The organism is Paenibacillus sp. NPDC056579, from assembly GCF_042793215.1.
Lineage (GTDB): Bacteria > Bacillota > Bacilli > Paenibacillales > NBRC-103111 > Paenibacillus_S.
In genome coordinates this window covers 425,756-448,183 of record NZ_JBHTVD010000003.1, presented here as the reverse complement: position 1 = coordinate 448,183, position 22,428 = coordinate 425,756, and the positions used below count along the sequence as shown (strand labels likewise).

The following is a 22,428-nucleotide window of genomic DNA, read 5'->3' as shown; positions in this document are numbered from 1 at the left end:
TAGAAGGAGTCAAGAGAGGAGGAACTGAATCCATGCGGATATTGCATACCGCGGACTGGCATTTCGGCCGGACGCTGGAAGGAAGAAGCCGGATGGCCGAGCAGGAGGCGTTCGTGGAGGAGCTGGTTCGGATGGTGAACGATCAGCAGATTGACCTCGTGCTCCTTGCAGGGGATGTCTATGATTCGGTCAATCCTCCGGCTGCGGCGGAGCAGCTTTTTTACGACGCGCTTGCCCGGTTGGCCGATAACGGCAAGAGACCGGTGGCGGTCATAGCGGGGAACCATGACCATCCCGACCGGCTGGCGGCGGCTGCGCCGCTGGCGCAAAAGCTTGGAGTCCGGCTGGCAGGCCTGCCGGAGGACCGGCATGAAATCATCCCCATAGCAAGAACGGGGGAGCGAGCTTGTTTGTTTTCGCTGCCGTATCCTTCTGAATCGCGCTTAAAAGAGCTGTTGACGGATCACGTTGAGGAAGAGCTGCTGCGGGTCGCTTACTCGGACCGCGTCAAATTTATCGCTTCGCAGCAGGCGAAGCATTTCAGCCTACATACTGTCAATTTGCTGATGAGCCATATTTACGTGCTGGGTGGGGCGGAGAGCGAATCGGAGCGGCCGATTCAAGTAGGCGGCGCTTATACGGTCGATACGGAGGCATTGGCGGTAGGAGCGCAGTACGTTGCCTTGGGCCACTTGCATCGCCCCCAAACGATAAAATCTTCCTCGCTGATGAGGTACAGCGGGTCGCCGCTTGCCTACAGTTTCTCCGAAGCGGGACAAGCCAAGTCGGTGACGGTGCTGGATGTTGGCCCGGGAGAGGTGCCGAAGCTGGAGGAGCTGTTCTTGTCGAGCGGCCGCCCGTTGGTCAAGTGGAAAGCGGCCGACGGCTTAACGGAAATTCATCAATGGCTTGCGGATGGCAAAGATGCCGGAGCCTGGATCGATTTGGAAGTACATATGTCGGAAGCGATGTCGATGGAGCAAATCCATATGCTGCGCAAAGCGCATGAAGGCATCGTCAACATCCGGCCCATTTATCCGGAAATGGAAGCGGCCGCGGCTTCCGCTGTTTCAATGAACAGCATGCCGATGGACGAGCTGTTCCGCCGCTATTATGCACGGCAAACCGGAGGCGCGGAGCCGGAAGCGGAGCTTGTCCGGTTGTTTATGGAGCTGTTGGAGGCGTAGCCGGAAATTGACATACGATTGGAATTGCATCATATGCATGGAAAGGGGGATGGCTTGCCATGAGGCCGATTTATTTGCAAATGGCCGGGCTTCAAAGCTATAGAGAGCTTCAAGAGATTGATTTCACAGCATTATGCGATGCCGGCGTATTCGGTATTTTCGGACAGACAGGCAGCGGCAAATCGACGATTCTCGATGCGGTGACGCTGGCGTTGTTCGGCAAAGTGGAGCGTGCCGCCAACGGTACGCAGGGCATAATGAACCATGCCGAGAACACGTTGTCGGTATCGTTTACTTTCGAGCTGGGTCATGCGTCAGGCGCGCAGCGTTACCGCGTGGACAGGCAGTTCAAGCGCGGAGGCGATGTGTCGGTCAACAACACGGTAAGCCGTTTGATTCGATATCAGGACGGAGAGACCGTAGTCCTCGCGGATAAGGCGGGTGAAGTGAACCAGCAGGTCCAGGATGTATTGGGCCTGTCGATGCAGGACTTCACCCGGGCGGTTGTGCTGCCGCAAGGAAAGTTTGCGGAGTTTCTCGCCTTGAAGGGCAGCGAGCGCAGGCAAATGCTGCAGCGGCTGTTCCATCTGGAGCCGTACGGCGATCAGCTGAGTGCCAAAACCGCCGTCCGCTTCAAGGAAACGGACGTGGCGATCAAAGAGCTGCAGGCCGAGCAGCAAGGGCTCGGCGACGCTTCGCAGCAGGCGCTGGACGCCGCGGCGGCCGCGCTTGCGGATGCGGCGCAAGCTTCGCAGCAGCTGCGGGCGCAGCTTGCCGCGTGCGAGACCCGCGCCGCCGAGCAGCGCCGCATCCGCGAGCTGCAGCAGGCGCTCGCGGCCGCGCGGGAGCAGCTCGCGCAACACGAGGCCCGCGCGCCGCAGGTGCGGGCGCTGCAAGCGCAGCTCGCCCGCGCGGCGCAGGCCGAGCTGGCGCGGCCGTACGCGCAGCAGCTCGCGCAGGCGCAGGCGCGGCTAGCCCGCGAGCGCAGCGCCTTGGGCGGCGCCGAAGCGGAGCTTGCGCGGGCGCAGGCCGCGCTTGCCGCGGCGCAAGCGGCGCACAAGCAAGCGCGCGATGCGCTGGCTGCGCAGGAGGCGCCGCTGCTGCTGCGGCTCGACAAGCTGCAGCAGGCGCAAGCGCTGGCGGCGGAGCTGGCGCAGCAGCGCGCAGCGGCAAGCCGGCTCGCGCAGCAGACGGAGCAGGCGGCCGGCCAGCTCGCGGCCGCGCGGGAGCAGCTGCAGCGTGAGCAGGAGCTGCGAGACAAAGCCGTCAAGCGCCAGGCGGAGCTTAAGGCGGAGCTGAAGCTGGCAGAGGTGCCGAGCGCCGAGAGAGACCTGCTGCAGGAAGCGCTGCAGGAGAAACGGGCGATCGAGCAATGGCGCCGCCAGCTGGAGGAGCAGCGTGCCGAGCTGGAGAAGCACGGCAAGGAGCTGCAAGCGCTCGAGCGCGAGGAGGGCGCGGTGCAGGAGCGGGAGAAGCAGTGGGGGCAATGGCTGGCCGGCTGGCTCCAGGAAGCGGCACAGGCGTATGCCGAGGCGAAGGAGCAGGAAGCCAAGCTTGGCCGGGTGCTTGCCGCTATACCCGCTTGGATCGCGGAACATAAGGCAAAGGGGCGCGAAGCGGAACGGAAAGCGATGGCGGCTGCCTTGGCCTCGCAGCTGGAAGCGGGGGACCGCTGTCCGGTATGCGGAGCTACGGAGCATCCCGAACTCTTCACGCTGCATGAGCACGAAGCTTCGCTGCAAACCGAAGGCGATGCGGCGATGGCACGACTGGAGGAGCAGCAGCTTAGGGCAAGGCAGCAGCAGCTGTCGGCGAGCCAATTGCTGCTCAGCTTGAACGGGATCGTGCAGCAATGGAAGCCGGTGCTTCCCCAGCTGCAGCATAACGATTCTCTCGCCGAAGCGGCGGCAGCCGTACAAGCTTGGGAGCAGACGAACGATAGCGTCGCAGGCGGCGTTGTCCGTACTGCGATAGATGAGCTGCTCGGAGAGGCGGAGCTGTTGACCGTGCTGCAGTCGGTCGAAGACGAGCTGCTGCAGCTCAGCAGACGATATCTAGCGATGCAAAAGCGGCAGCAGGAGCTTCTGCAGCTGCGCGGGCAGATCGACCGTGCGATGGCGGAGCAGCAATCCCGCCGGCAAACCTTACATACATTCATCGCGTCAGCGAAAGAGAAGACCGACCGACTGAAAGAGACCGTCGCCGCGCAAACGGACGAATGGAACCGGAAGTTTGCTGGCGTTGATTTTGACCGTGTCGAAGCGGCGGCAGAGCAGCTGAGGCTTCAGCAGCAAAAAGCGGACGACCTTCGCGAACGGTTGGACAAGAGCGTTACTTTTATAGAAGAAAAGCTGAGCTTGATAGGGCAAGTCCAGGAGAAGCTGAACGAATTCGACCGGCAAACGGTCCAGCTGCAAACCGAATGGAAGCATTTGCAGCAGCAGGTGTCGGAAAAAGCGGATCGGCTGAAGGATTGGGCCGGAGAAGAAGAGGTCGGTCCTCAATTAATCCGCGTGTCGAACCAATTGGAGCAGCTGCGGGGAGCCAATGAGAAGACGAAGCTCGATTACGAGCAGGCACAGTTATCCGGCCAGGAAGCGGCAGCAGCGATGGCGGCAGCCTCTCAAGCGGTTCAGACCGCAATGGAGCAGGCGGCCAACGCAGAGAAGGAGTGGGACGCGCAAGCCAAGCTGTACGGCTTCTTGAAGCCGGAAGACGTAGAAGCGGCGAGGATTGCCGATGCGCTGAGGCAGACTTGGGCTGAAGAGGTCGAGGCTTACGGCAAGCTGGAGCATCAGCTTAACGTGCAGGCGCGGCAGCTGTCCGAACAGCTTGGCGACCGCATGGTTACGGATGCTGAATGGGCGCAGCTGGAGGAAGAGCTGGCTGAATGCAAGAAGCGCGACGATGCGGCTTTGCAGGCCAAGGCAAAAGCCGAGCGCGATTGGGAGTCGCTGCAGGAGAAGCATGCACGGTGGACCGAGCTGGAAACGAAGCGAATAGCCCGCCAAAACGAGCTTACGCTGCTCAGCAAGCTGCAGTCGGTGCTGCGCGGCAACGCGTTCGTGGAATTTTTGGCCGAGGAGCAGCTGATGCAGGTAAGCCGTGCAGCGACTGAACGGTTAGGTCAGCTGACCCGCCAGAAGTACGCCATCGAGGTGGATTCGGCCGGGGGCTTCATTATCCGGGACGATTCGAACGGCGGCGTCAAGAGGCCCGTTACTACGCTTTCGGGAGGAGAAACGTTCCTGACTTCCTTGTCGCTGGCGTTGGCTTTATCGGCGCAAATCCAGCTGAAAGGGCAGTATCCTCTGGAATTTTTCTTCCTGGATGAAGGGTTCGGTACTCTCGATCAGGACTTGCTGGAGACGGTTATCGTTGCGCTGGAAAAGCTCCATATGGATAAGCTCACGGTCGGGGTAATAAGCCATGTGCCGGAGCTGAGGGCCCGTTTGCCGAGAAGGCTGGTTGTGCTTCCTGCCGAGCCAGGCGGAAAGGGCAGCAGAGTGTTCCTTGAGACGTTATAAAGCAATTCAATATGGATACTACAGCGAGAGGAGACAACCGATTATGAATATCCGACAATGGACGAATCGCTGCCTCAAAGGGCTCACTGCATTGTCCTTGGCCGCCGGGCTGCTGCTCGGGGGCTCCCAAGCGGAGGCGGACCCGATATGGGACCGCTGGCAGGCCGCGGATGCCGCCGTCAACAGCGGCAACCCTGCAGGTGCCGTGCCGCACTGGCAATTTCTTGTGGAGCATTATGCTTCAATACAGGACTGGCATAGTGCCGCTTTGTTCTGCGGAAGACTGGACGAATACTTTGACAGTATTCAAGATTACGACAATGCTATCCGCTACTACGAGCTGGAGAACAAATATTGGCTGATGGACGGAAAGGATTGGGGAGCTGTCGATCTGCAGCGCGCCGAGCAAATACGGACGATTGTAGATGTCTACATGAGTACGCAGGATACGGAGCTGTTGAAAAAGCAGGCGGCACCGGCCAACGGCAAATTGGCGAAGTTCGAGCCGGAATACGGAACGTATATCGGTATGTATTCCGAGCAGGACCCCGCAATGCAAAATTATTTTACACGCTCCGAATCGATCTACGGGAAAAAGCACGCCCTGTATTTGGCCTATTCTCAGCTGGACAAACCGTTCCCGCAAGCCTATGCCTCAAGGGCGAAGGAAGCGGGGGCCGCGCTGCAAATAGCCTGGGAGCCGAGCAACGGCTTGGACTCCGTGCAGGACAACGACTATTTGCGCAAATGGGCACGCGTGGCCAAGGCGAGCGGAATTCCTATCTTTTTACGTTATGCTAGCGAAATGAACGGCAATTGGGTCGTGTGGCACGGCGATCCGCAAAAGTATATTGAGAAGTTCCGTCTTGTTCACGATGTGATGGCGGAGGAAGCGCCGAACGTTGCGATGGTTTGGAGTCCCGGCGACGTTCCCGCTTACTCCATGGATGTCTATTATCCAGGCGACGAATATGTCGATTGGGTAGGGGTCAGCATGTATACGGAGCCGTATGAGAACGGAGATCCGAAGCAGGGGAATATGCAGGCGACCAGCCCGGTTGAAAGGCTGGATTACTTGTACAAGACTTATTCGGACCGCAAGCCGCTGATGATCAGCGAAACAGCCGTGTCCCATTACGCTCACATTCCTCAGGAATCGTTCACCGATTATGGGCTGCTGAATTTGCATCGGCTGTATGAGATTATGCCGCTGAAATATCCCCGGTTGAAGTCGATCACCTATTTTAACGTCGATTTGAAGGACCGGGAATCCCGCAACAACTACTTGCTTGGTGCGAACGAGGCGATGAAGAAGCTGTACAGCTCAATGGTTTCGAGCCCGTTGTATTTGACGAAGGTCGAACAGGGAGCCAAGCCTGCGGATGGCGCAGGCCATATAAAGCTGTCTGATAGCGGCAATACATTCACCGAAAAAACGAAAATAACGCCTTGGATCAAAATACCGGATATATATATCGGGAAAGTGGATTATGCCATTAACGGGAGCGTGGTAAAGTCACAAACCAATCCGCCTTTCGGATTCGAGCTCGATGCAGGACAAGTTCCGGAAGGATCGCGGCTGGAGCTGACCGTGTACAATCGAAGCGGCACCAAGGTTGCGTCCAAGTCGCTGCCGCTGTCATCACAGGTTACGGTTACGCTGGACGGCAAACGGCAATCGTTCGAGCAGCCGCCGGTCATTCGCAATGGCAGCACTTTGACGCCGCTGCGCGCCATCTTTGAAGCTATGGGGGCGACCGTCACATGGGATGCCGCTACCCAGACGGCAACGGGGCGCAAGGGGAATACGAGCGTCTCCTTGAAGGTCGGCGACAAGCAAGCTGTCGTGAACGGCAAAACCGTTGAGCTGGAGGTACCCGCCTTGCTTGTCAACGGCTATACTATGGGACCGGCGAGGTTTATCGGCGAAGCCTTCGGCGGACAATTGCAGTGGGACGGCAAGACAAGAACCGTCCAAATGAAGAGCGGCGGCAGCGCATCCGCTGCCGCCAAAGACGGAGCGGTTTCCATAGCCGGGCCGCAGCCGACCAATAGTCCCGCTCCACTTATACCAGCAAACGAGCAAAAACCCGATTCTCAAGAATCGGGTTGGCTCCACTATGTGGCAGCCGCACTGCTTCAGGTTCACAAAATGATGCAGGCAGCCGCGGCATGGATAGCCAATCTTGTGGCGTCCATCCTATAATTTTTATACTCTGGCCGGAACTTTAACATCCTCGATAATCGACTTCGCGACTTGACGGGCGCTCGAAAACGCTCGTTCCGCCAATTCACCCTTCCCGACGCAGCCGTCGCCGCAGAAATAGAAAGGCACATGATCCAGACGGGTTGGAAGCAGCTCGTTCGTTACAATGTTTTTAACGCTCGAAACCATTGCTTTTTTGGATACCCGTTTTACAGCTGTTTCATCGCGCCAGCCCGGATAATAGTGATCGAACAAATTCTCCATTTGCTTCGTTTTGGTTTCCAAATATTCTTTGCGCTCCTGCTCATCGCCGAACGAATCGCTGAGGTAGGCGATACCTTGCAGCAATTGGCCTCCATCCGGAACCAGCGTGTGATCCGTAGCGGAAACGTCGCTTATGAACATTTTATTATCCATATCGCTGATGTAGGAGAATGGACGGGCGACGACACGCTTCAGACCGATATCGTATACCATAACCTCGGTTGCCGTATTGTTCTCGAATGGAGCCAGGAACGGTTCCCAAGGAGTCCCTTTCAGCAGCTTGCACGTCTGCTGTACCGGCATCGCGAAGACAACACGGTCGAACGCTTCCTCGCGGTTTTTCGTTTTAAGAATAAATTTCCGATCCTCGTAACGGATGGCATCGACGCCTTCTTGAAGCGCAAGCTCCCAGCGCCCGGAAATTTCGATTTTTTGACGGAGCTGATTCGTAATGACCGCCCAGCTGCCCAGAACATAGTTTACAGGCCGGCTGGACAAGAACAGGTTATGATAATATTCGCTGATTACAGAACCAGGAACCTTGCGGGCTTCCTCCGGCGCAATAAAGAAGTTCGAGCATACCAAGTGCTCCCACAGCTCTTTGACATCTTCATCCGCATCGGAATGGGCCAAATAGTCGCCCAATGTATCGTAATTTTTCAAGTTATGGATATTGCCGATAATCGCCGCGATTTCACCGACGAAGCGAACCTTTTGCATCGTATTCAGCAGCTCGGTCTTCATCAGATTGACGAAATCCAGCGGAGCGGGTGTCAGGTGATCGTTCTTGGCATACATGACCTTGCGCTTATCCACCTGCTTGGAGCTGAACGACAGCCCCAGCTCGCGTTCCATAGCCGATAGCTCATGACGGTCGATGCCGTACACGGCGTGCGCGCCGTAGTTCAGCGTAAAGCCGGCTTTTTCATATGTAAATGCGCGGCCGCCGAACTGAGGACTTCTTTCAAATAGAATTCCTTCTACACCGTGCTGCTCCGACAAGTATGCGGCTGCCGTCAAACCGGCTAATCCGCCGCCAATAATTGCTACTCTCATTTTTACTTCCTCCTTAGCGCTGTGCGCAAGCCAAGTTTTATGCATACCGGCTTGCTCCGTTTCTACCGAGATGGATGGTTCATGTTGTTCAGAACGTAGACCTGACCAAACCCAAGCCAGGTTGCTGCGCATCATAGCGGGCAATTCTTTATTCTCCTGCGTACACCACATCCATAGAGTTCCTCTATACGAAGTGATCAGCAGCCGGACCTTGTTCGGATCGGGCAGCCAGCGAAGCAGCCGCTCATGAAGCAGCTGATACTGTTCCTCCTCTATGGCTTTCACCGATTCGTTCTGCAGCGATAAAGCGATCAGACTCCGCACGAGACGCGGGTAAGCTTGAATATTGGACGACAAGTCTAAAAAAAGCTTGGTAATATGTCCTTCCAACGATTGCACCTGTGAGGGTGTCTTAACAGCCCATTCGGTAATCGTGTTCATTTGCTTGCGTGAAATTTCGCGCAATATTTCGTCTTTTCCCTGAAAATAATGATAAAAAGTTCCTTTAGATGTATTCGTAGCGGCGATGATATCGTCGACGGAAACCTGCTCGTAGCCTCGTTCCATAAATAGCCGGAGCGCAACCTCAGCCATGTACTCCCGCTTTTTACGCGTTGCCTCCCTCATCAACCGGCTCATCTCAAGCTCACCTCACAACTCTTTTCGGCTCCATTATACATAATATTAGACTGGTAGTCTAGAAGTGTGGGTGCACTTTATTTTTCACGGTTTTCGTCTATTTTGCGCATCAGCGGCAGCCCGCTATTACACCAAATAAACCAAAGCGGCGTATCCCGTATCTTTGCTTATTTTTTACCCTGAACCGTCATCGATGACTCCGCATTTCAATGAATGGAGCAGGTGACTCAGGCAACTGATTTTCACACGGATCAACGTCTCAAAGAAAGAACATTCATTCGATTCAATCGGCGAAAACCCGCTTTGTATCCTATTCTTTGCATTTCTTTTACAAATCTTTAGATGTACAGTTTCTTTTTTGGCGAAAATTAGGTATATTATTAGGAGAAAAACTTCTATCGGGGTTCTTTTATAGGAAGCGACCGTGTTTAGAGGCCAATAATAAACCGTCATAGTTTATGGAGCTGGGAGGACAACCCGTCATGGATTGTATATTTTGTAAGATTGTTGAAGGATCAATTCCTTCCAAAAAAGTGTATGAAAATGAGCACGTACTGGCTTTTCACGACATTCAGCCTGCCGCTCCCGTACATATTTTGATCATTCCCAAGAAACACATAGCAACCATGAACGATGTTGAGCCCGGCGACTGGGGCTTGATCGGTGAAATTCATCGCGCCGCCCAAGAAATTGCCAGACAGGAAGGTGTGGCCGAAAGCGGCTACCGGCTCATCAATAACTGCGGTAAAGACGGAGGACAAGTAGTTTTTCATATTCATTATCACCTGTTAGCTGGGGAGAAATTAGGTCCGCTCAACGCCAAGTGAAGAATCTTTTTCCTTAGGTTGACACCTAGTTTATGTATACCATATAATGAGGTTTGATGAACGCTTTTTTCGTCTTGGACGGTCTGTTCGGAGGGAGGGAAAACTGGTGTCAGAAACTCGAGTTCGCAAAAATGAAACTATAGATGCTGCACTTCGTCGCTTTAAGCGCTCCATCGCAAAAGATGGCGTATTAGCGGAGGTAAAGAAACGCAAGCATTATGAGAAGCCAAGCGTGAAACGTAAGAAGAAGTCAGAGGCTGCTCGTAAGAGAAAGTTCTAGGAGGCTTAATCGATGAGCTTAAGCGAGAGATTAAACGAAGATATGAAGCTTGCGATGAAGAGCCAAGACAAGTTCAAACTCACCGTAATCCGTATGGTTCGTGCAGCTATCAAGAATATTGAGATAGATCAGCGTAAAACCTTAGATGACCAGGAAGTACTTGACGTTTTGAGTCGCGAGATCAAACAGCGCAAAGATTCCCTCCAAGAATTTGAAAAGGCCGGACGTGAAGACTTGGCCGTTACCGTTAAGGCAGAGATAGAAATTCTGATGGAGTACTTACCGCAACAGTTATCTGAGGAAGAAGTAAAAGCCATTGTACAGCAGACCATCCAAGAAGTGGGTGCTTCTTCTAAAGCGGATATGGGAAAAGTCATGGGTGCATTAATGCCTAAGGTGAAGGGACGGGCTGATGGCAAGATTGTCAATCAGGCTGTTCAACAACTCTTATCATAGCAGTGAGAAAGAACATTCCTTTCGGGGGATGTTCTTTTTTTGTGCTGCCAGCTTCATAGCTTCCAGGAATATTTTGCATGTTTGAATCGAATAGGCTATGCTTTACGTAGTATTTTATGGATAGTTGGAAAATGGTTCAAAGGAGGTCATTTGCAGATGTCGATTGCCAAGCCTGGCTCCTTGCTATTCAGATTGGCGTTTCTGCTGCTTCTGACGGTGCTTCTGCTGATGCCGTTGGCAGCGGTGTATGCGGCCGACAGCACCAAAGGCACAACCGCTTCGGTTCCGCTCTCGGCTCCCGTCGTGGTCATTCCGGTGCACCAGACGGTGGAAACCGGGCTGCAGAGGTTTCTGGAAAGAGCCTTCAAGGAAGCGGAGGAAGCGCATGCGATGTACATTATTTTGGACATCGATACGCTAGGAGGACGAGTCGATTCGGCAGAAGAGATTGGGAAGCTGATCGTGAACAGCAAAATACCGACCATAGCTTACGTTCATGGCCGGGCGGTGTCTGCGGGAAGCTACATTGCCTTAAATGCGAACAAAATTGCCATGGGACCGGGAAGCACTATGGGTGCGGCTGCGGTTGTAGACGCTTCCGGCAGCGAGATTGACAATGTCAAGGTCATCTCGCACTGGGCCAGTCAAATGCGCTCCGCGGCTGAGCTTAGAGGACGGGATCCGTTAATTGCCGAAGCCATGGTCGACAAAAACGTGGGTGTTGAGCTGAAAGCGATTAACAAGACGGTGCCGAAAGGGCAGCTCGTTTCCTTAACGGCTGACGACGCGGTGAAGGTAGGGTACGCCGAAACGAAGGCAGCCGATTTGAATGAAGTGGTGCGGTTCATCGGCGCTGCGGAGCACCCGGTCATTCATCTGAACCCGTCCGCAGCGGAGAAGCTTTCGCGCTTTTTGACCCAACCAGTGGTAGCTACACTACTTTTGTTCATCGGAATTGCAGGAATTGTGATTGAGCTGTTCGTACCAGGCTTCGGAATCCCGGGAATTATCGGGCTTCTCGGTTTCGGGCTTTACTTTTTCGGCCACTATATCGTCGGGTTTGCGGGGGTGGAGGAAATCGCGCTCTTTATTATCGGCGTCGTCCTTCTGATCATCGAGATTTTCGTGTCCAGCTTTGGTATTTTGGGGATACTTGGCATCATCAGCTTATTCAGCAGCGTCGTCATGGCGGCCTACAGCACGAAGCAGGCTGCATTAAACCTGACGATCGCCAGCGTACTGGCCATTATCGTCGTCATTATTTTCATCCGAATCTTCAAGCATCGCGGAGTCTGGAACCGATTCATTCTGAAGGATAAGCTCACCGCGGAGCAGGGATATACCTCCTCGACTACAAGAAGCGATTTGCTGGGCAAATCCGGCGTCGCGCTTACTCCTCTTCGTCCTGCGGGTGTAGTAGCCGTAGGGGAGGAACGTATCGATGTCGTCACCTCGGGCGAATTTATTGCCGTCAACAAACCGGTAGTCGTCGTTCTGGTGGAAGGCTCGCGAATCGTGGTGAGAGAAGCTCATGAAATCGTGCACTAAAGCGTTGAGATGACGCTGCAGCAACTGCCGGGCTTGTACCGGTCAAAATAAACCTACTGGAGGTACAGATTTTTATGGATCCCATTGTGTATTTCTTTTTGTTGGCGGCCATCATCATTATTGCGCTGTCCGTATTCTTAAGCTTCGTACCGATCATGCTGTGGATTTCCGCGTTGGCATCGGGCGTACGGATCGGCATCATTACGCTGGTTGCTATGCGTTTGCGCCGCGTTATTCCAAGCCGTATCGTCAATCCGATGATTAAAGCGACGAAAGCCGGACTGGACGTTACGATCAATCAGCTGGAAAGCCATTTCCTGGCGGGCGGTAATGTGGATCGTGTCGTCAATGCGCTGATCGCGGCTCACCGCGCCAACATTCATCTGGAATTCGAACGGGCGGCTGCTATCGACCTCGCCGGTCGTGATGTGCTTCAAGCGGTACAAATGAGCGTTAATCCGAGAGTTATCGAAACACCGGTCGTTTCCGCTGTAGCAAAAGACGGTATTGAAGTTAAAGTTATTGCACGGGTCACGGTTCGCGCCAATATCGAACGACTTGTCGGCGGCGCCGGCGAAGAGACGATCATCGCTCGTGTAGGTGAAGGGATCGTTACGACGGTCGGTTCGTCCGGATCGCATAAAGACGTGCTTGAAAATCCGGATATGATCTCCCGGACAGTGCTTGGCAAAGGATTGGATGCGGGTACGGCATTTGAGATCTTGTCCATCGATATCGCGGATGTGGATGTAGGCAAAAATATCGGCGCCCACCTGCAGACGGAGCAAGCGGAAGCAGACAAACGTATTGCGCAAGCGAAAGCAGAAGAGCGCCGTGCGATGGCGGTTGCGCAGGAGCAAGAGATGAAAGCCCGAGTTGTCGAGATGAAGGCGAAAGTAGTGGAGTCGGAGTCTCAAGTTCCGCTCGCCATGGCGGAAGCGCTGCGCGGAGGCAAGCTTGGCGTTATGGACTACATGAATCTGAAAAATATCGACGCCGACACGCAAATGCGTTCTTCTATCGGCGGCAAAACCAGCGACAGCGGCAAAAGCGATGAGCAGGAATAACGCCTCCAGATTGCATCGAAGGAGCGTGCCGGCATGAATATCATAGAATTTTTGTTGAAAAACTGGTTTATTCTCGCCATTATCTTCATTGTGCTTAATAACATTTGGAAAAATGTGAAAGCACGTTCTGGCGATGGGGGGAACAAGTCTGCCCCCAAGCAATCGATGCCTCCTTTCGGAGGAGGCGGTAGTGGAAGCGGAGGCTGGGGAAAGCCGGTCAAGCAGCAGCCGGCCGTTACCAAAACACGACAGCCTGTAGTTCGTTCTGAGCAGCCTAAGGAAGCGAGGGAACCTAGACTTCAAGAAATGGCTAAAGGGCCTCAAACGGTTGATAACGGCGTTTCAGAGCGCGATATGAGGCGGGAGTCTTCTCGGGAGGCGCTGCGAACGCGCAAATTGCCGTCGGAGAGGTGGGGGATGCCATCCGAGCCGAAGCAAGAGGGTTCTTTGCAGCCGATTAAACAGGATACTTTGGCGCAAGCGGTAGTCTGGGCCGAAATTCTAGGCCCTCCGCGGGCGAAGAAGCCGTATGGTAAAAAATAAATAGCCTTACCCATAAAAGCGATAAGAGCATCGGTCTCCAACACAGGTTGGGGCCGGTGCTTCTTTGTTTTTTAGAATCATGCAATACGTTCTTCCACCTCTCATAATTGCCGTCCTTCCAGCATATGGTGTAAATAGCCTATGCTGCGTTATTCGCGGCCAAATTCATGCCTTGAGGGGGAACCGTATGCGCAGTCTGACACGAAGATTCAACCAATTCACCGCCAAGCTGCTGGACCTTCCCCAAGATGTCGTAATGGACCTGCCTCGAATGACGATGATCGGGAATATGCAGCTGTACATTGAAAATCATCGGGGCGTACTGCATTTTTCCAGCGATTATTTACGATTGGCGCTATCCAAGGGGAGCCTGGAGGTACGAGGCAAACAGCTGGTGATTCGGGCGATTTTATCGGAAGAAGTGTTCATTGAAGGGGTTATAGAGGACATAAAAATTATCCCGTAAAGAGGTGTTCGACATTGAAATCATCGTTTCTCTTATCGCTGCGAGGATATGTCAGGGTTGATGTCAGAGGGGCACGAATCGATCGGCTGATCAATGAATTGACGGAAAAGCGGATGACAGTGTGGGACATTCGCTTGTTGGACGAGTCCCGTGCGGAGCTGTTCATCCTGATCAAGGATTTTTTTCGTCTTCGTCCGCTGCTGCGCAAGACAGGCTGTCGCGTACATGTCAAGGAAAGACATGGGATGCCGTTTCTCTTGGACCGGCTGGAAAAAAGAAAAATTTTCGCCATCGGCATCATCGGGTTTGTCGTTGGCTTATATTTACTGTCGTCGATCGTTTGGCAGGTGCGCGTCGAAGGTAATGAGCTGCTCAGCACGCAGCAAATCCTGGAGGCGGCCAAAGAACAGGGAGTATATAAAATGCAGTGGAAGCATCGCCTGAAAAATCCGGAAACATTGGCCAAGACGATTCAAACCCATCTGCCCGGCACCGCATGGGTCGGAGTTGAAATTCACGGTACGCATATCGTGATCAAAGTGGTGGAAGCAACGATACCGGAGAAGCCGCCTCTGCTCAGCCCGCGACACCTGGTTGCATCGAAAAACGCGATGGTCACCTCGATATTGGCGGAGAAGGGGAAGCCTGTCGTTAAGCAGAATACGTATGTCCGAAAAGGGGACATCCTTATATCCGGCGTCATCGGCGACGATGTAAACCGCCAGACGGTTGTGGCGTCCGGAGAGGTAAGAGGTCTAGTGTGGTATACCCCGAAGGTGGAGGTACCGCTTGTTCATCAATATAAGGCTTACACAGGCGAGACGAAGGAGCGGCAATATGTTGTATTCGGTAACCGGGCCTTACAGCTAACGGGATACGGGAAGCTCGCCTTCGATCAATTCGAAACGATTGGGGAACGGAAAACGCTGCAGTGGAGAAACTGGGTCCTGCCGGTAGGCTGGCTTAAAGAACGCGTAATGGAGGTACGGCAGCTGGAACGGACGCTGGATCAGGAAGAGGCGAGAAAGCTCGGTTTGGAGCAGGCTAAGCGAGAAATCATCGCGTCAGCAGGCAAGGATGCCAAGGTGATAGGCGAAAAAATTTTGCATGAAAAGACGGAGAATGGTAAAGTTTATATGGAAGTACATTTGGAAGTGGAAGAATCTATCACTGCAGAGCAACCTATCGTTCCATAACGCGTTCGCATGAAGGAGAAGAGGCCTGTTGATCGACAACGCACGAATCGTGAAAGTATCACTGAAAAATACGGCGGAAGGGCTGGCGCTCTTTGGACCGCAGGACAAGTTCCTGCATCTGATCGAAGAGCAGACCTCTGCCAAAATCCGCTCCCGCGAAGAAGAGATCGTCATTCAAGGCGAGCCGGGCGAGCTGGATTCATTGCAGCAGCTGTTCGAGGTATTGCTGGAGCTTGTGCGCAACAATTACATACTGAACGAGCGGGACATTCATTACGCAATCGAGCTTGCAAAGCAAATGAAAGCCGATCAGCTGCTGGATCTTTTTAGAGGGGACATCGCTACTACCCATAAAGGGAAGCCCATCCGGGTGAAAACGATCGGGCAGAAGCAGTATGTGTCTACGATCAAGCAGAAAGATATTGTGTTCGGTATCGGTCCTGCAGGAACGGGGAAAACGTATATCGCCGTCGTGCTTGCCGTATCGGCACTTAAGGAGGGCAAGGTCAAACGGATCGTGTTGACCCGGCCAGCGGTGGAAGCCGGAGAGAGCCTGGGATTTCTCCCCGGGGATTTACAAGAAAAGGTTGACCCTTATTTACGTCCATTGTATGATGCTCTTAATGACGTCCTGGGGCCGGAGCAAGTAGTGAAATCGCTCGAAAGAGGGCTCATCGAGATCGCACCGCTGGCTTATATGCGCGGCAGAACTTTGGACGATTCCTTTATTATTTTGGATGAAGCGCAGAATACGACGCCGGAGCAAATGAAGATGTTTTTGACGCGGCTCGGGTTCGGCTCGAAGATGGTTATTACCGGAGACGTGACGCAGATCGATTTGCCTCGCGGAAAATCGTCCGGTCTTGTAGAAGCGCAGCGTATCTTGAAGCATGTGGAAGAAATTGGTATGATTGAATTTGCTGAAGCGGACGTGGTCAGACACTCATTGGTTCAAAAGATTATTGTCGCTTACAATGAGGATAAAGAAAAACAGCTCGACCGTTAAAACATGGGGATAAGCTAAGAAAGGGTTGACCTTTCGGGATGAAAAACCAGGTTTCCATTCAAGGCAAGTTTCAATACCGGCTGGCAGGCTGGAAATATAGCGCACCTGTGCGCTTTCTTCTGTTTCTTGTGCTGGTCGTCATTTTCTATACGGCATTAATGGGCAAGCTGATTCCGCAGACGTTCGATATCCAGCTAGGCTCTACGGCCGAGAAGGATTTGCTCGCTCCAAGGGCTGTGGAAAACGCAGTGGCGACGGAGAAGGCCAAAGAGGATGCGGCGCAGCGGGTGCAGCCCGTGTACCGGATCGTTGCCTTGAAGAACGAAATGATCATCGAGGCGATGTTCGAGAAGCTGCAGCAAATCAATGCGGATACGGAAGTAACGCTTGGCGATAAAGTGAATATTTTCAAGACGGTCATTCAAAATATTATTGACGATCATGTGGATAAGCAAGCCAAATCTTATACCGCAAGCGGCCAATACAACGAGCCGATGCTGCAGGAAATGCGCAAGAAAATCAGCGAGCAGCAGTACCGTATACCGGAAGAGACCTACTATAAGCTGCCGCGGGTGGCCAAAGAGGATTTGACCGCGATGGAGCCGGTTGCCAAAGATATCGTGACCCGGCTTATGAACGATCAGATAATGGATGCGCAGACTGCAAGGGCCAAGGTGGCCGAGCTCGTCAACACTTCGACGCTGACCAAAAGCACGACGCGCGAAATTGTGCTCGAGCTGGTAAGAGCGGCTATTACGCCGAACAAGTTTTTCGATCAGAAAGGCACCGATGAAGCAAAGGGACATGCCCGAGATAATGTGAAGCCGGTGTTCATCAATAAGAACGATGTACTCGTGAAAAAGGGCGACATTATTACCGAGGAAATATATCAGCGCTTAAGCGGGCTGGAGATGCTCAGGGACGATACCAGCTACTGGCCTAAAATAGGGCTTTTGCTCATTACCATGATGTTCGGGCTCGTCATGTATATGTTCGTCAAGCAGAGCAGCTTGGCGATAAGCCAGAACAACGCCCAGCTGTTAATGTTAGTTCTTATAATGCTTATCAATATACTTGGAATGAAGCTGTTCTCGCTCGTACAAAACCTGGATTACCCGTATATCGGCTTTTTGGCTCCGACCGCGCTCGGTGCGATGCTGATTGCGATATTGCTTGATACGAATCTTGCGTTTATATCCACGGTGTTGTTCAGCGTAATGGCGAGCGTCATCTTCAACACGGATCATCAGCAGACGTTTGACTTCCGGTATGGACTCGTTACGCTAGTAACGTCCTTTGCCGCTATTTTCTCGATCCAGCGCGCCAGCCAGCGGTCTTCCATCCTAAAGGCGGGGATCATCGTTTCCTTGCTGGGCATGGTGTGCATCGCATCGTTATTGCTGCTGGATGATCATGAGACGAAGCAGACGATGTTGTTCGCGCTTTCTTTCATCGTCGGAGGCGGATTGCTTACAGCCGTGTTTGTCATCGGCCTGCTGCCCTTTTTCGAAGCGGCGTTCGGCATTCTTTCGCCGTTAAAGCTCGTTGAGCTGTCGAACCCGAACCATCCGCTGCTGCGCAAGCTTCTGACCGAAACGCCGGGCACGTATCATCACAGTGTCATGGTCGGCAATTTGGCGGAAGCTGCAGCCGAAGCTATCGGTGCTAACGGGCTGCTGTGCAGGGTAGGGGCTTACTATCACGATATCGGCAAGACGAAGCGCCCGAATTATTTTATCGAGAACCAGACGAATATCGAGAACCCTCACGACAAAATGGATCCGAACTTGAGCAAATCCATTATCGTGGCTCATGCGCGGGACGGTGTCGAGATGCTGAAGGATTACAACATTCCGAAGCCGATCCGGGATATTGCCGAGCAGCACCACGGTACGACGCTGCTGCAATATTTTTACCACAAGGCCAAGAAAATCGCCGAAGCGGAGAACGAGCCGAAGCCGGTGGAGGAAGCGGACTTCCGTTACCCTGGGCCGAAAGCCCAGTCCAAGGAAGCGGCGATAGTCGGGATCGCGGATTGTGTGGAGGCCGCGGTGCGCTCGCTCCGCAGTCCGACGCTGGAGCAAATCGATACGATGGTACGCAAAATCATCAAAAGCCGTCTGGACGACGGGCAATTCAACGAATGCGACTTGACCATCAAAGAACTGGATCTTGTCGCCAAAATATTGAACGAAACACTGCTCGGCATTTTTCATTCGAGAATCGAATACCCTAACGATCTGCCCGCGCAAAATCAGGACGGGGCGGCTAAGCAGGGAAAAAGGAGTTAACGTATGAGCTTGCGGCTGGAATGGAACAACGAACAAAATGAATTTCCTGTTTCGGAGGAGCTGATTGTGAAGCTCCGTCAGCTTCTGCAGCTTGCAGGCGAAGCTGAGAATATACGGGATGGAGAGGTTGCTCTGACCTTTGTCGACGACAATGAAATTCGCCGGCTGAACAAGGAATACAGAGGCCTCGACAAGCCGACGGACGTGCTGTCCTTCGCGATGCAGGAGATGGGTGACGACGAAATCGAGATCGTATTCGGCGAAATGGAAGAGGAAGATCTTGAAGACAGCCGTGCCCTAGATGCGGACGGTCGTGACGATGACGACCAGGACGAGCATGATGAAGACGAAGAATACGAAGCATTTGAAGAGCCGCTCGGCGATATTATCATTTCGGTTCCTCGGGCGATTGAGCAAAGCGAGGAGTACGGCCACTCGGTGGATCGGGAGCTCGGTTTCTTATTCGTGCACGGCTTCCTGCACCTGATCGGTTACGACCATCAGAGCGAAGAGGAAGAGAAAGTCATGTTTGCTAAGCAGGAGCACATTTTACAGCAGGCAGGATTAACCCGGTGAGACCGCAGGTGAAGTGGCACAGGAGCTTTCGCTTCGCATATGAGGGCGTCAAGTATGCATTAGCCACGCAGCGGAACATGAAGTTCCATTTTTTCGCAGCTTTCGTCGTTCTGGTGATGGCTTTGTTCTTCCGTCTTCATAAGCTGGAAATCCTGTTTATTTTACTTGCCGTTACGATGATGATCGTAACGGAGTTGATTAATACGGCTGTCGAAAAGGCCGTCGACCTTGCCATGCCGGACCGCCATCCGCTGGCCAAAATAGCCAAGGATGTGGCCGCAGCCTCCGTACTGGTGTCTGCGGCTTTTGCCGCTATTGTCGGCATGATCGTGTTCTACGAGCCGGTCGACCGGCTGTTCCGCAATGTAAAGGGCCAGGAAGGTCCGGTATTTTCCGCGGGAATGATTTGGATCCTGTTATGCTTGGTCGCTTTGACAGTAATTGTAGTGGAGACCCGATTTTCCTCGGGAGGAAAAAGAGTGCAGCCGAGCCTGCTCTCGGCACTTGCTTTTGCAGTTGCGACCTTTATAGCTTGCTACGCAACCATCACCTTTATTGCGCTGCTCGCGTATTTATTGGCCTTTTTGGTCATGATGGTATTATACGATAAACGGAAGAGAGGCTTTCCCGCGCTGCTATTGGGCGCAGTAATAGGGAGCTTCGTATCCGTGCTGGCTTATTACTTGGTACACATTTAATCGAATGGGGATGAGTCTTATGGATCGGCAAGCATTAGTCGCGTTAGCTAAGCAAGCTATGCAAAACGCTTATGTACCCTATTCCCGTTTCCAGGTGGGGGCTGCGCTTCTGGATAGCAGCGGGAAGGTCCATTTGGGCTGCAATGTCGAGAACGCGGCTTATTCCCCTACGAATTGCGCTGAGCGGACTGCTCTATTCAGAGCGGTTGCCGATGGAGAAGCCCCGCAGTCTTTTCAAGCATTGGCCGTGATAGGCGACACTCCGCTTCCGATAACGCCGTGCGGCGTTTGCCGGCAGGTCCTTGTTGAATTGTGCCGTCCGGATATGCCGGTGTATTTGGCGAATACGAAAGGGGATATTGCCGAAACGACCGTGGGCGCGCTTCTGCCGGGAGCTTTTACAATGAATGATCTTAATGGAGGAACTGACCGTAAATGACATTGAATTCGAATAAACAAGCATTTAAATCAGGCTTTGTAGCTATTATAGGCCGGCCGAATGTAGGCAAATCCACATTGATGAACCAGGTGATCGGGCAAAAAATCGCGATCATGTCGGACAAGCCGCAAACGACCCGCAACAAAATCCACGGCGTGTATACGACGGATGAAGCACAGATCGTCTTCCTCGATACGCCGGGCATCCATAAGCCGTCTTCCAAGCTGGGCGATTATATGATGAAGGTGGCGGAAAGCTCCTTGAGCGAAGTGGACGCCATTTTATTTCTGATCGATGTTGTGGAAGGGTTGGGCGGAGGAGACCGCTTCATTATCGAGAATTTGAAGAAAATCAAGACCCCGGTCATTCTGGTCATGAATAAAATCGATCAGGTGCAGCCGGAAGAGCTTCTGCCGATCATTACAACGTATAAGGATTTGTATCCTTTTGCCGAAATCGTTCCGATCTCCGCCATTCAAGGAAACAATGTAAACACATTGCTTGCACAGGTGGTCAAGTTTTTGCCGGAGGGCCCTCAATACTATCCTGCTGACCAAGTCACCGACCATCCGGAGCAGTTTGTTTGCGCAGAGCTGATTCGCGAGAAAATATTGCATTTGACCCGCGAAGAGATTCCGCACTCCATTGCCGTCGCGATTGAGGATATGAAAGTGGCCGAGAACGGAGTCGTACATATTTCCGCCGTCATTTACGTGGAGCGGGATTCGCAAAAAGGGATTATTATCGGGAAAAAAGGAGCGCTCTTGAAAGAAGTCGGGCAAAAGGCGCGGCAGGATATCGAAGCGCTGCTCGGCTCGAAAACCTTCCTGGAGCTATGGGTCAAAGTGAAGAAGGACTGGCGCAACCAGGAGCGCGTTCTGCGCGATCTCGGCTTCCGCAACGAATAGCAGGCTGGTGAGCATCTTGCATTCCATGCCAGTTATTACTTGGCATACTTCCACCTCAAACGTATCATCCTAATGATGTCGACAATATTGTTCATCCTTTTGCCTTAGCTATTAAGTAACCTTCTTATAGTGAAGTGCTCAGGAGAGGAGATGGATACACATGAGAGATTTTTCGTGGAAGTATTTTTCGATGACCGGGAATGTGGATGCTTACCTGCTTTACAAGGAAATTCCGTTTGATGAGCATAGCTCCGACGTTGAATTGAAGGAGGAGTCTTCGCCGGACGATGCAGACGGGTTACAATAACCTTTGGTCAAGGCATGGGGGAACGGACGATGCAATACAGAGTACAGGGGATCGTTATCCGCAGTATGGATTATGGGGAAGGAAATAAAATCATCACTTTGCTTACGCTCGAATTCGGCAAGATGGCAGTCATTGTCAGAGGAGCGAAGAAAGTGAAAAGCCGCTATGCATCCGTTGCCCAGCTGTTTACGTATGGCGATTATTTATTTTTCAAGTCAGGGCAGCTGGGTACGCTGAACCATGCGGAAATAACGGATTCGCATCACCGGATCCGGGACGATTTGTATAAAGCGGCTTATGCCTCCTACATGGCGGAGCTGACCGATCGGATGCTGGCCGATCAGGAGGCTAACGCTTTTTTGTTTGAGCAGCTGAGAGCCGCGCTGCAAGGTCTCGAAGAAGATAAGGACATGCAGATTATAGGCTTCATGTACGAAATGAAAATATGGATGCATGCCGGTTATTTGCCGGAGCTCGATGCATGCGTTTCCTGCCGGTCGGTGCAAGGAGATATGCGGTTCAGTGCAGGGATGGGAGGCATCTTATGCGACCGCTGCCGGGGCAAAGACCCTCAAGCAATCCCGCTGTCGGCCGGCATGCTGAAGCTGCTGCGCATTTTTGCCCAAGCCGACATCCGCAGGCTGGGACAAATCGATGTGAAGCCTGAAACGAAGCAGGCTTTAAAGCAACTGATGCGGAGCTATTTTGACGCTCATATCGGGCTCAACTTGAAATCTCGCCATTTTCTCGAACAAATGGAGAAATACGGCGTATAAAGCTTTGACATTAATCTTGCTGTTTGGTAATATAATATATTAACATTAAAGACGACTTCTCGTCCGGCACCCTCTTTTATGCTTTATGCCGGCGGGAATTTTTTGTTTGAAGAGGGAATCCTGTTCAAGCAAGCGAAACAAATCGCTGTTACATACGTATTAATA

20 protein-coding genes are annotated in these 22,428 nt (G+C 52.9%); 19 read left to right on the top strand and 1 reads right to left on the bottom strand.

Annotated features, from left to right (window positions below; all coding sequences use genetic code 11):
• The first annotated feature begins 32 nt into the window (after positions 1-32).
• From ACFQ88_RS14630 to ACFQ88_RS14620, 3 genes are read left to right on the top strand one after another with little or no spacing between them, the layout of a single operon-like run.
• Positions 33-1,187, top strand: a complete 1,155-nt coding sequence (locus ACFQ88_RS14630) for an exonuclease SbcCD subunit D (RefSeq protein ID WP_379454586.1) — start codon at positions 33-35, stop codon at positions 1,185-1,187.
• A 59-nt stretch (positions 1,188-1,246) separates the two neighbouring features.
• A complete protein-coding gene (locus tag ACFQ88_RS14625; RefSeq protein ID WP_379454585.1) occupies positions 1,247-4,714 on the top strand; it encodes an AAA family ATPase in 3,468 nt (1,155 codons plus the stop codon).
• Between the two features lie 43 nt (positions 4,715-4,757).
• A complete protein-coding gene (locus ACFQ88_RS14620) occupies positions 4,758-6,920 on the top strand; it encodes a stalk domain-containing protein (protein WP_379454584.1) in 2,163 nt (720 codons plus the stop codon).
• A gap of 3 nt (positions 6,921-6,923) precedes the next feature.
• On the opposite strand, the gene ACFQ88_RS14615 is transcribed toward ACFQ88_RS14620, so the two are convergent.
• On the bottom strand, positions 6,924-8,879 hold the full coding sequence (locus ACFQ88_RS14615; RefSeq protein ID WP_379454583.1) for an FAD-dependent oxidoreductase: 1,956 nt from the start codon (positions 8,877-8,879) through the stop codon (positions 6,924-6,926).
• Between the two features lie 482 nt (positions 8,880-9,361).
• On the opposite strand from ACFQ88_RS14615, the gene ACFQ88_RS14610 reads away from it, so the two are divergent.
• The 16 genes from ACFQ88_RS14610 (at position 9,362) to recO (ending at position 22,263) form a co-directional block, all read left to right on the top strand.
• Positions 9,362-9,706, top strand: coding sequence for a histidine triad nucleotide-binding protein (locus tag ACFQ88_RS14610; RefSeq protein ID WP_239627064.1), 345 nt, complete (start codon positions 9,362-9,364; stop codon positions 9,704-9,706).
• Positions 9,707-9,812: 106 nt separating this feature from the next.
• On the top strand, positions 9,813-9,986 hold the full coding sequence (rpsU, locus tag ACFQ88_RS14605) for a 30S ribosomal protein S21 (protein WP_010491812.1): 174 nt from the start codon (positions 9,813-9,815) through the stop codon (positions 9,984-9,986).
• Between the two features lie 12 nt (positions 9,987-9,998).
• Positions 9,999-10,442, top strand: a complete 444-nt coding sequence (locus ACFQ88_RS14600) for a GatB/YqeY domain-containing protein (RefSeq protein ID WP_239627062.1) — start codon at positions 9,999-10,001, stop codon at positions 10,440-10,442.
• A 156-nt stretch (positions 10,443-10,598) separates the two neighbouring features.
• Positions 10,599-11,990: an NfeD family protein gene (locus tag ACFQ88_RS14595; protein WP_379454582.1), complete on the top strand. Its 1,392-nt coding sequence runs from the start codon at positions 10,599-10,601 to the stop codon at positions 11,988-11,990.
• Positions 11,991-12,064: 74 nt separating this feature from the next.
• Complete coding sequence (gene floA, locus ACFQ88_RS14590; RefSeq protein ID WP_239627058.1) at positions 12,065-13,057, top strand: flotillin-like protein FloA; 993 nt, start codon at positions 12,065-12,067, stop codon at positions 13,055-13,057.
• A gap of 33 nt (positions 13,058-13,090) precedes the next feature.
• Positions 13,091-13,600, top strand: a complete 510-nt coding sequence (locus ACFQ88_RS14585; RefSeq protein ID WP_379454581.1) for a hypothetical protein — start codon at positions 13,091-13,093, stop codon at positions 13,598-13,600.
• 187 nt (positions 13,601-13,787) lie between these two features.
• Entirely contained in the window at positions 13,788-14,066 is a 279-nt protein-coding gene (gene yqfC / locus ACFQ88_RS14580; protein ID WP_239627054.1) for a sporulation protein YqfC, read from the top strand.
• A 14-nt stretch (positions 14,067-14,080) separates the two neighbouring features.
• On the top strand, positions 14,081-15,262 hold the full coding sequence (gene yqfD, locus ACFQ88_RS14575) for a sporulation protein YqfD (protein ID WP_379454580.1): 1,182 nt from the start codon (positions 14,081-14,083) through the stop codon (positions 15,260-15,262).
• A 31-nt stretch (positions 15,263-15,293) separates the two neighbouring features.
• Positions 15,294-16,268 carry a PhoH family protein gene (locus tag ACFQ88_RS14570; RefSeq protein ID WP_379454906.1) on the top strand — a complete coding sequence of 325 codons (975 nt, stop codon included), beginning with the start codon at positions 15,294-15,296 and terminating at the stop codon, positions 16,266-16,268.
• A gap of 38 nt (positions 16,269-16,306) precedes the next feature.
• Positions 16,307-18,559 carry an HD family phosphohydrolase gene (locus ACFQ88_RS14565; protein WP_379454579.1) on the top strand — a complete coding sequence of 751 codons (2,253 nt, stop codon included), beginning with the start codon at positions 16,307-16,309 and terminating at the stop codon, positions 18,557-18,559.
• A 3-nt stretch (positions 18,560-18,562) separates the two neighbouring features.
• A complete protein-coding gene (gene ybeY, locus ACFQ88_RS14560; RefSeq protein ID WP_379454578.1) occupies positions 18,563-19,135 on the top strand; it encodes an rRNA maturation RNase YbeY in 573 nt (190 codons plus the stop codon).
• An 8-nt stretch (positions 19,136-19,143) separates the two neighbouring features.
• Positions 19,144-19,833, top strand: coding sequence for a diacylglycerol kinase family protein (locus tag ACFQ88_RS14555; protein WP_239627040.1), 690 nt, complete (start codon positions 19,144-19,146; stop codon positions 19,831-19,833).
• 19 nt (positions 19,834-19,852) lie between these two features.
• On the top strand, positions 19,853-20,272 hold the full coding sequence (cdd, locus tag ACFQ88_RS14550; protein ID WP_239627037.1) for a cytidine deaminase: 420 nt from the start codon (positions 19,853-19,855) through the stop codon (positions 20,270-20,272).
• Positions 20,269-21,180, top strand: coding sequence for a GTPase Era (gene era / locus ACFQ88_RS14545; protein WP_239627035.1), 912 nt, complete (start codon positions 20,269-20,271; stop codon positions 21,178-21,180). The genes cdd and era overlap by 4 nt, the downstream gene beginning before the upstream one ends.
• Positions 21,181-21,340: 160 nt before the next feature.
• Positions 21,341-21,487 (top strand): YqzL family protein, encoded by a 147-nt coding sequence (locus ACFQ88_RS14540; protein WP_379454577.1) that lies wholly within the window; start codon positions 21,341-21,343, stop codon positions 21,485-21,487.
• Positions 21,488-21,516: 29 nt separating this feature from the next.
• A complete protein-coding gene (recO, locus tag ACFQ88_RS14535; protein WP_379454576.1) occupies positions 21,517-22,263 on the top strand; it encodes a DNA repair protein RecO in 747 nt (248 codons plus the stop codon).
• The last annotated feature ends 165 nt before the right edge of the window (positions 22,264-22,428 follow it).

Bases quoted from the DNA above. Each gene is read 5' to 3' on its own strand.
- ACFQ88_RS14630 (WP_379454586.1), top strand. From the start codon at position 33: ATGCGGATATTGCATACCGCGGACTGGCATTTCGGCCGGACGCTGGAA.
- ACFQ88_RS14625 (WP_379454585.1), top strand. From the start codon at position 1,247: ATGAGGCCGATTTATTTGCAAATGGCCGGGCTTCAAAGCTATAGAGAG.
- ACFQ88_RS14620 (WP_379454584.1), top strand. From the start codon at position 4,758: ATGAATATCCGACAATGGACGAATCGCTGCCTCAAAGGGCTCACTGCA.
- ACFQ88_RS14615 (WP_379454583.1), bottom strand. From the start codon at position 8,879: ATGAGCCGGTTGATGAGGGAGGCAACGCGTAAAAAGCGGGAGTACATG.
- ACFQ88_RS14610 (WP_239627064.1), top strand. From the start codon at position 9,362: ATGGATTGTATATTTTGTAAGATTGTTGAAGGATCAATTCCTTCCAAA.
- ACFQ88_RS14600 (WP_239627062.1), top strand. From the start codon at position 9,999: ATGAGCTTAAGCGAGAGATTAAACGAAGATATGAAGCTTGCGATGAAG.
- ACFQ88_RS14595 (WP_379454582.1), top strand. From the start codon at position 10,599: ATGTCGATTGCCAAGCCTGGCTCCTTGCTATTCAGATTGGCGTTTCTG.
- floA (WP_239627058.1), top strand. From the start codon at position 12,065: ATGGATCCCATTGTGTATTTCTTTTTGTTGGCGGCCATCATCATTATT.
- ACFQ88_RS14585 (WP_379454581.1), top strand. From the start codon at position 13,091: ATGAATATCATAGAATTTTTGTTGAAAAACTGGTTTATTCTCGCCATT.
- yqfC (WP_239627054.1), top strand. From the start codon at position 13,788: ATGCGCAGTCTGACACGAAGATTCAACCAATTCACCGCCAAGCTGCTG.
- ACFQ88_RS14565 (WP_379454579.1), top strand. From the start codon at position 16,307: ATGAAAAACCAGGTTTCCATTCAAGGCAAGTTTCAATACCGGCTGGCA.
- ybeY (WP_379454578.1), top strand. From the start codon at position 18,563: ATGAGCTTGCGGCTGGAATGGAACAACGAACAAAATGAATTTCCTGTT.
- cdd (WP_239627037.1), top strand. From the start codon at position 19,853: ATGGATCGGCAAGCATTAGTCGCGTTAGCTAAGCAAGCTATGCAAAAC.
- era (WP_239627035.1), top strand. From the start codon at position 20,269: ATGACATTGAATTCGAATAAACAAGCATTTAAATCAGGCTTTGTAGCT.
- ACFQ88_RS14540 (WP_379454577.1), top strand. From the start codon at position 21,341: ATGAGAGATTTTTCGTGGAAGTATTTTTCGATGACCGGGAATGTGGAT.
- recO (WP_379454576.1), top strand. From the start codon at position 21,517: ATGCAATACAGAGTACAGGGGATCGTTATCCGCAGTATGGATTATGGG.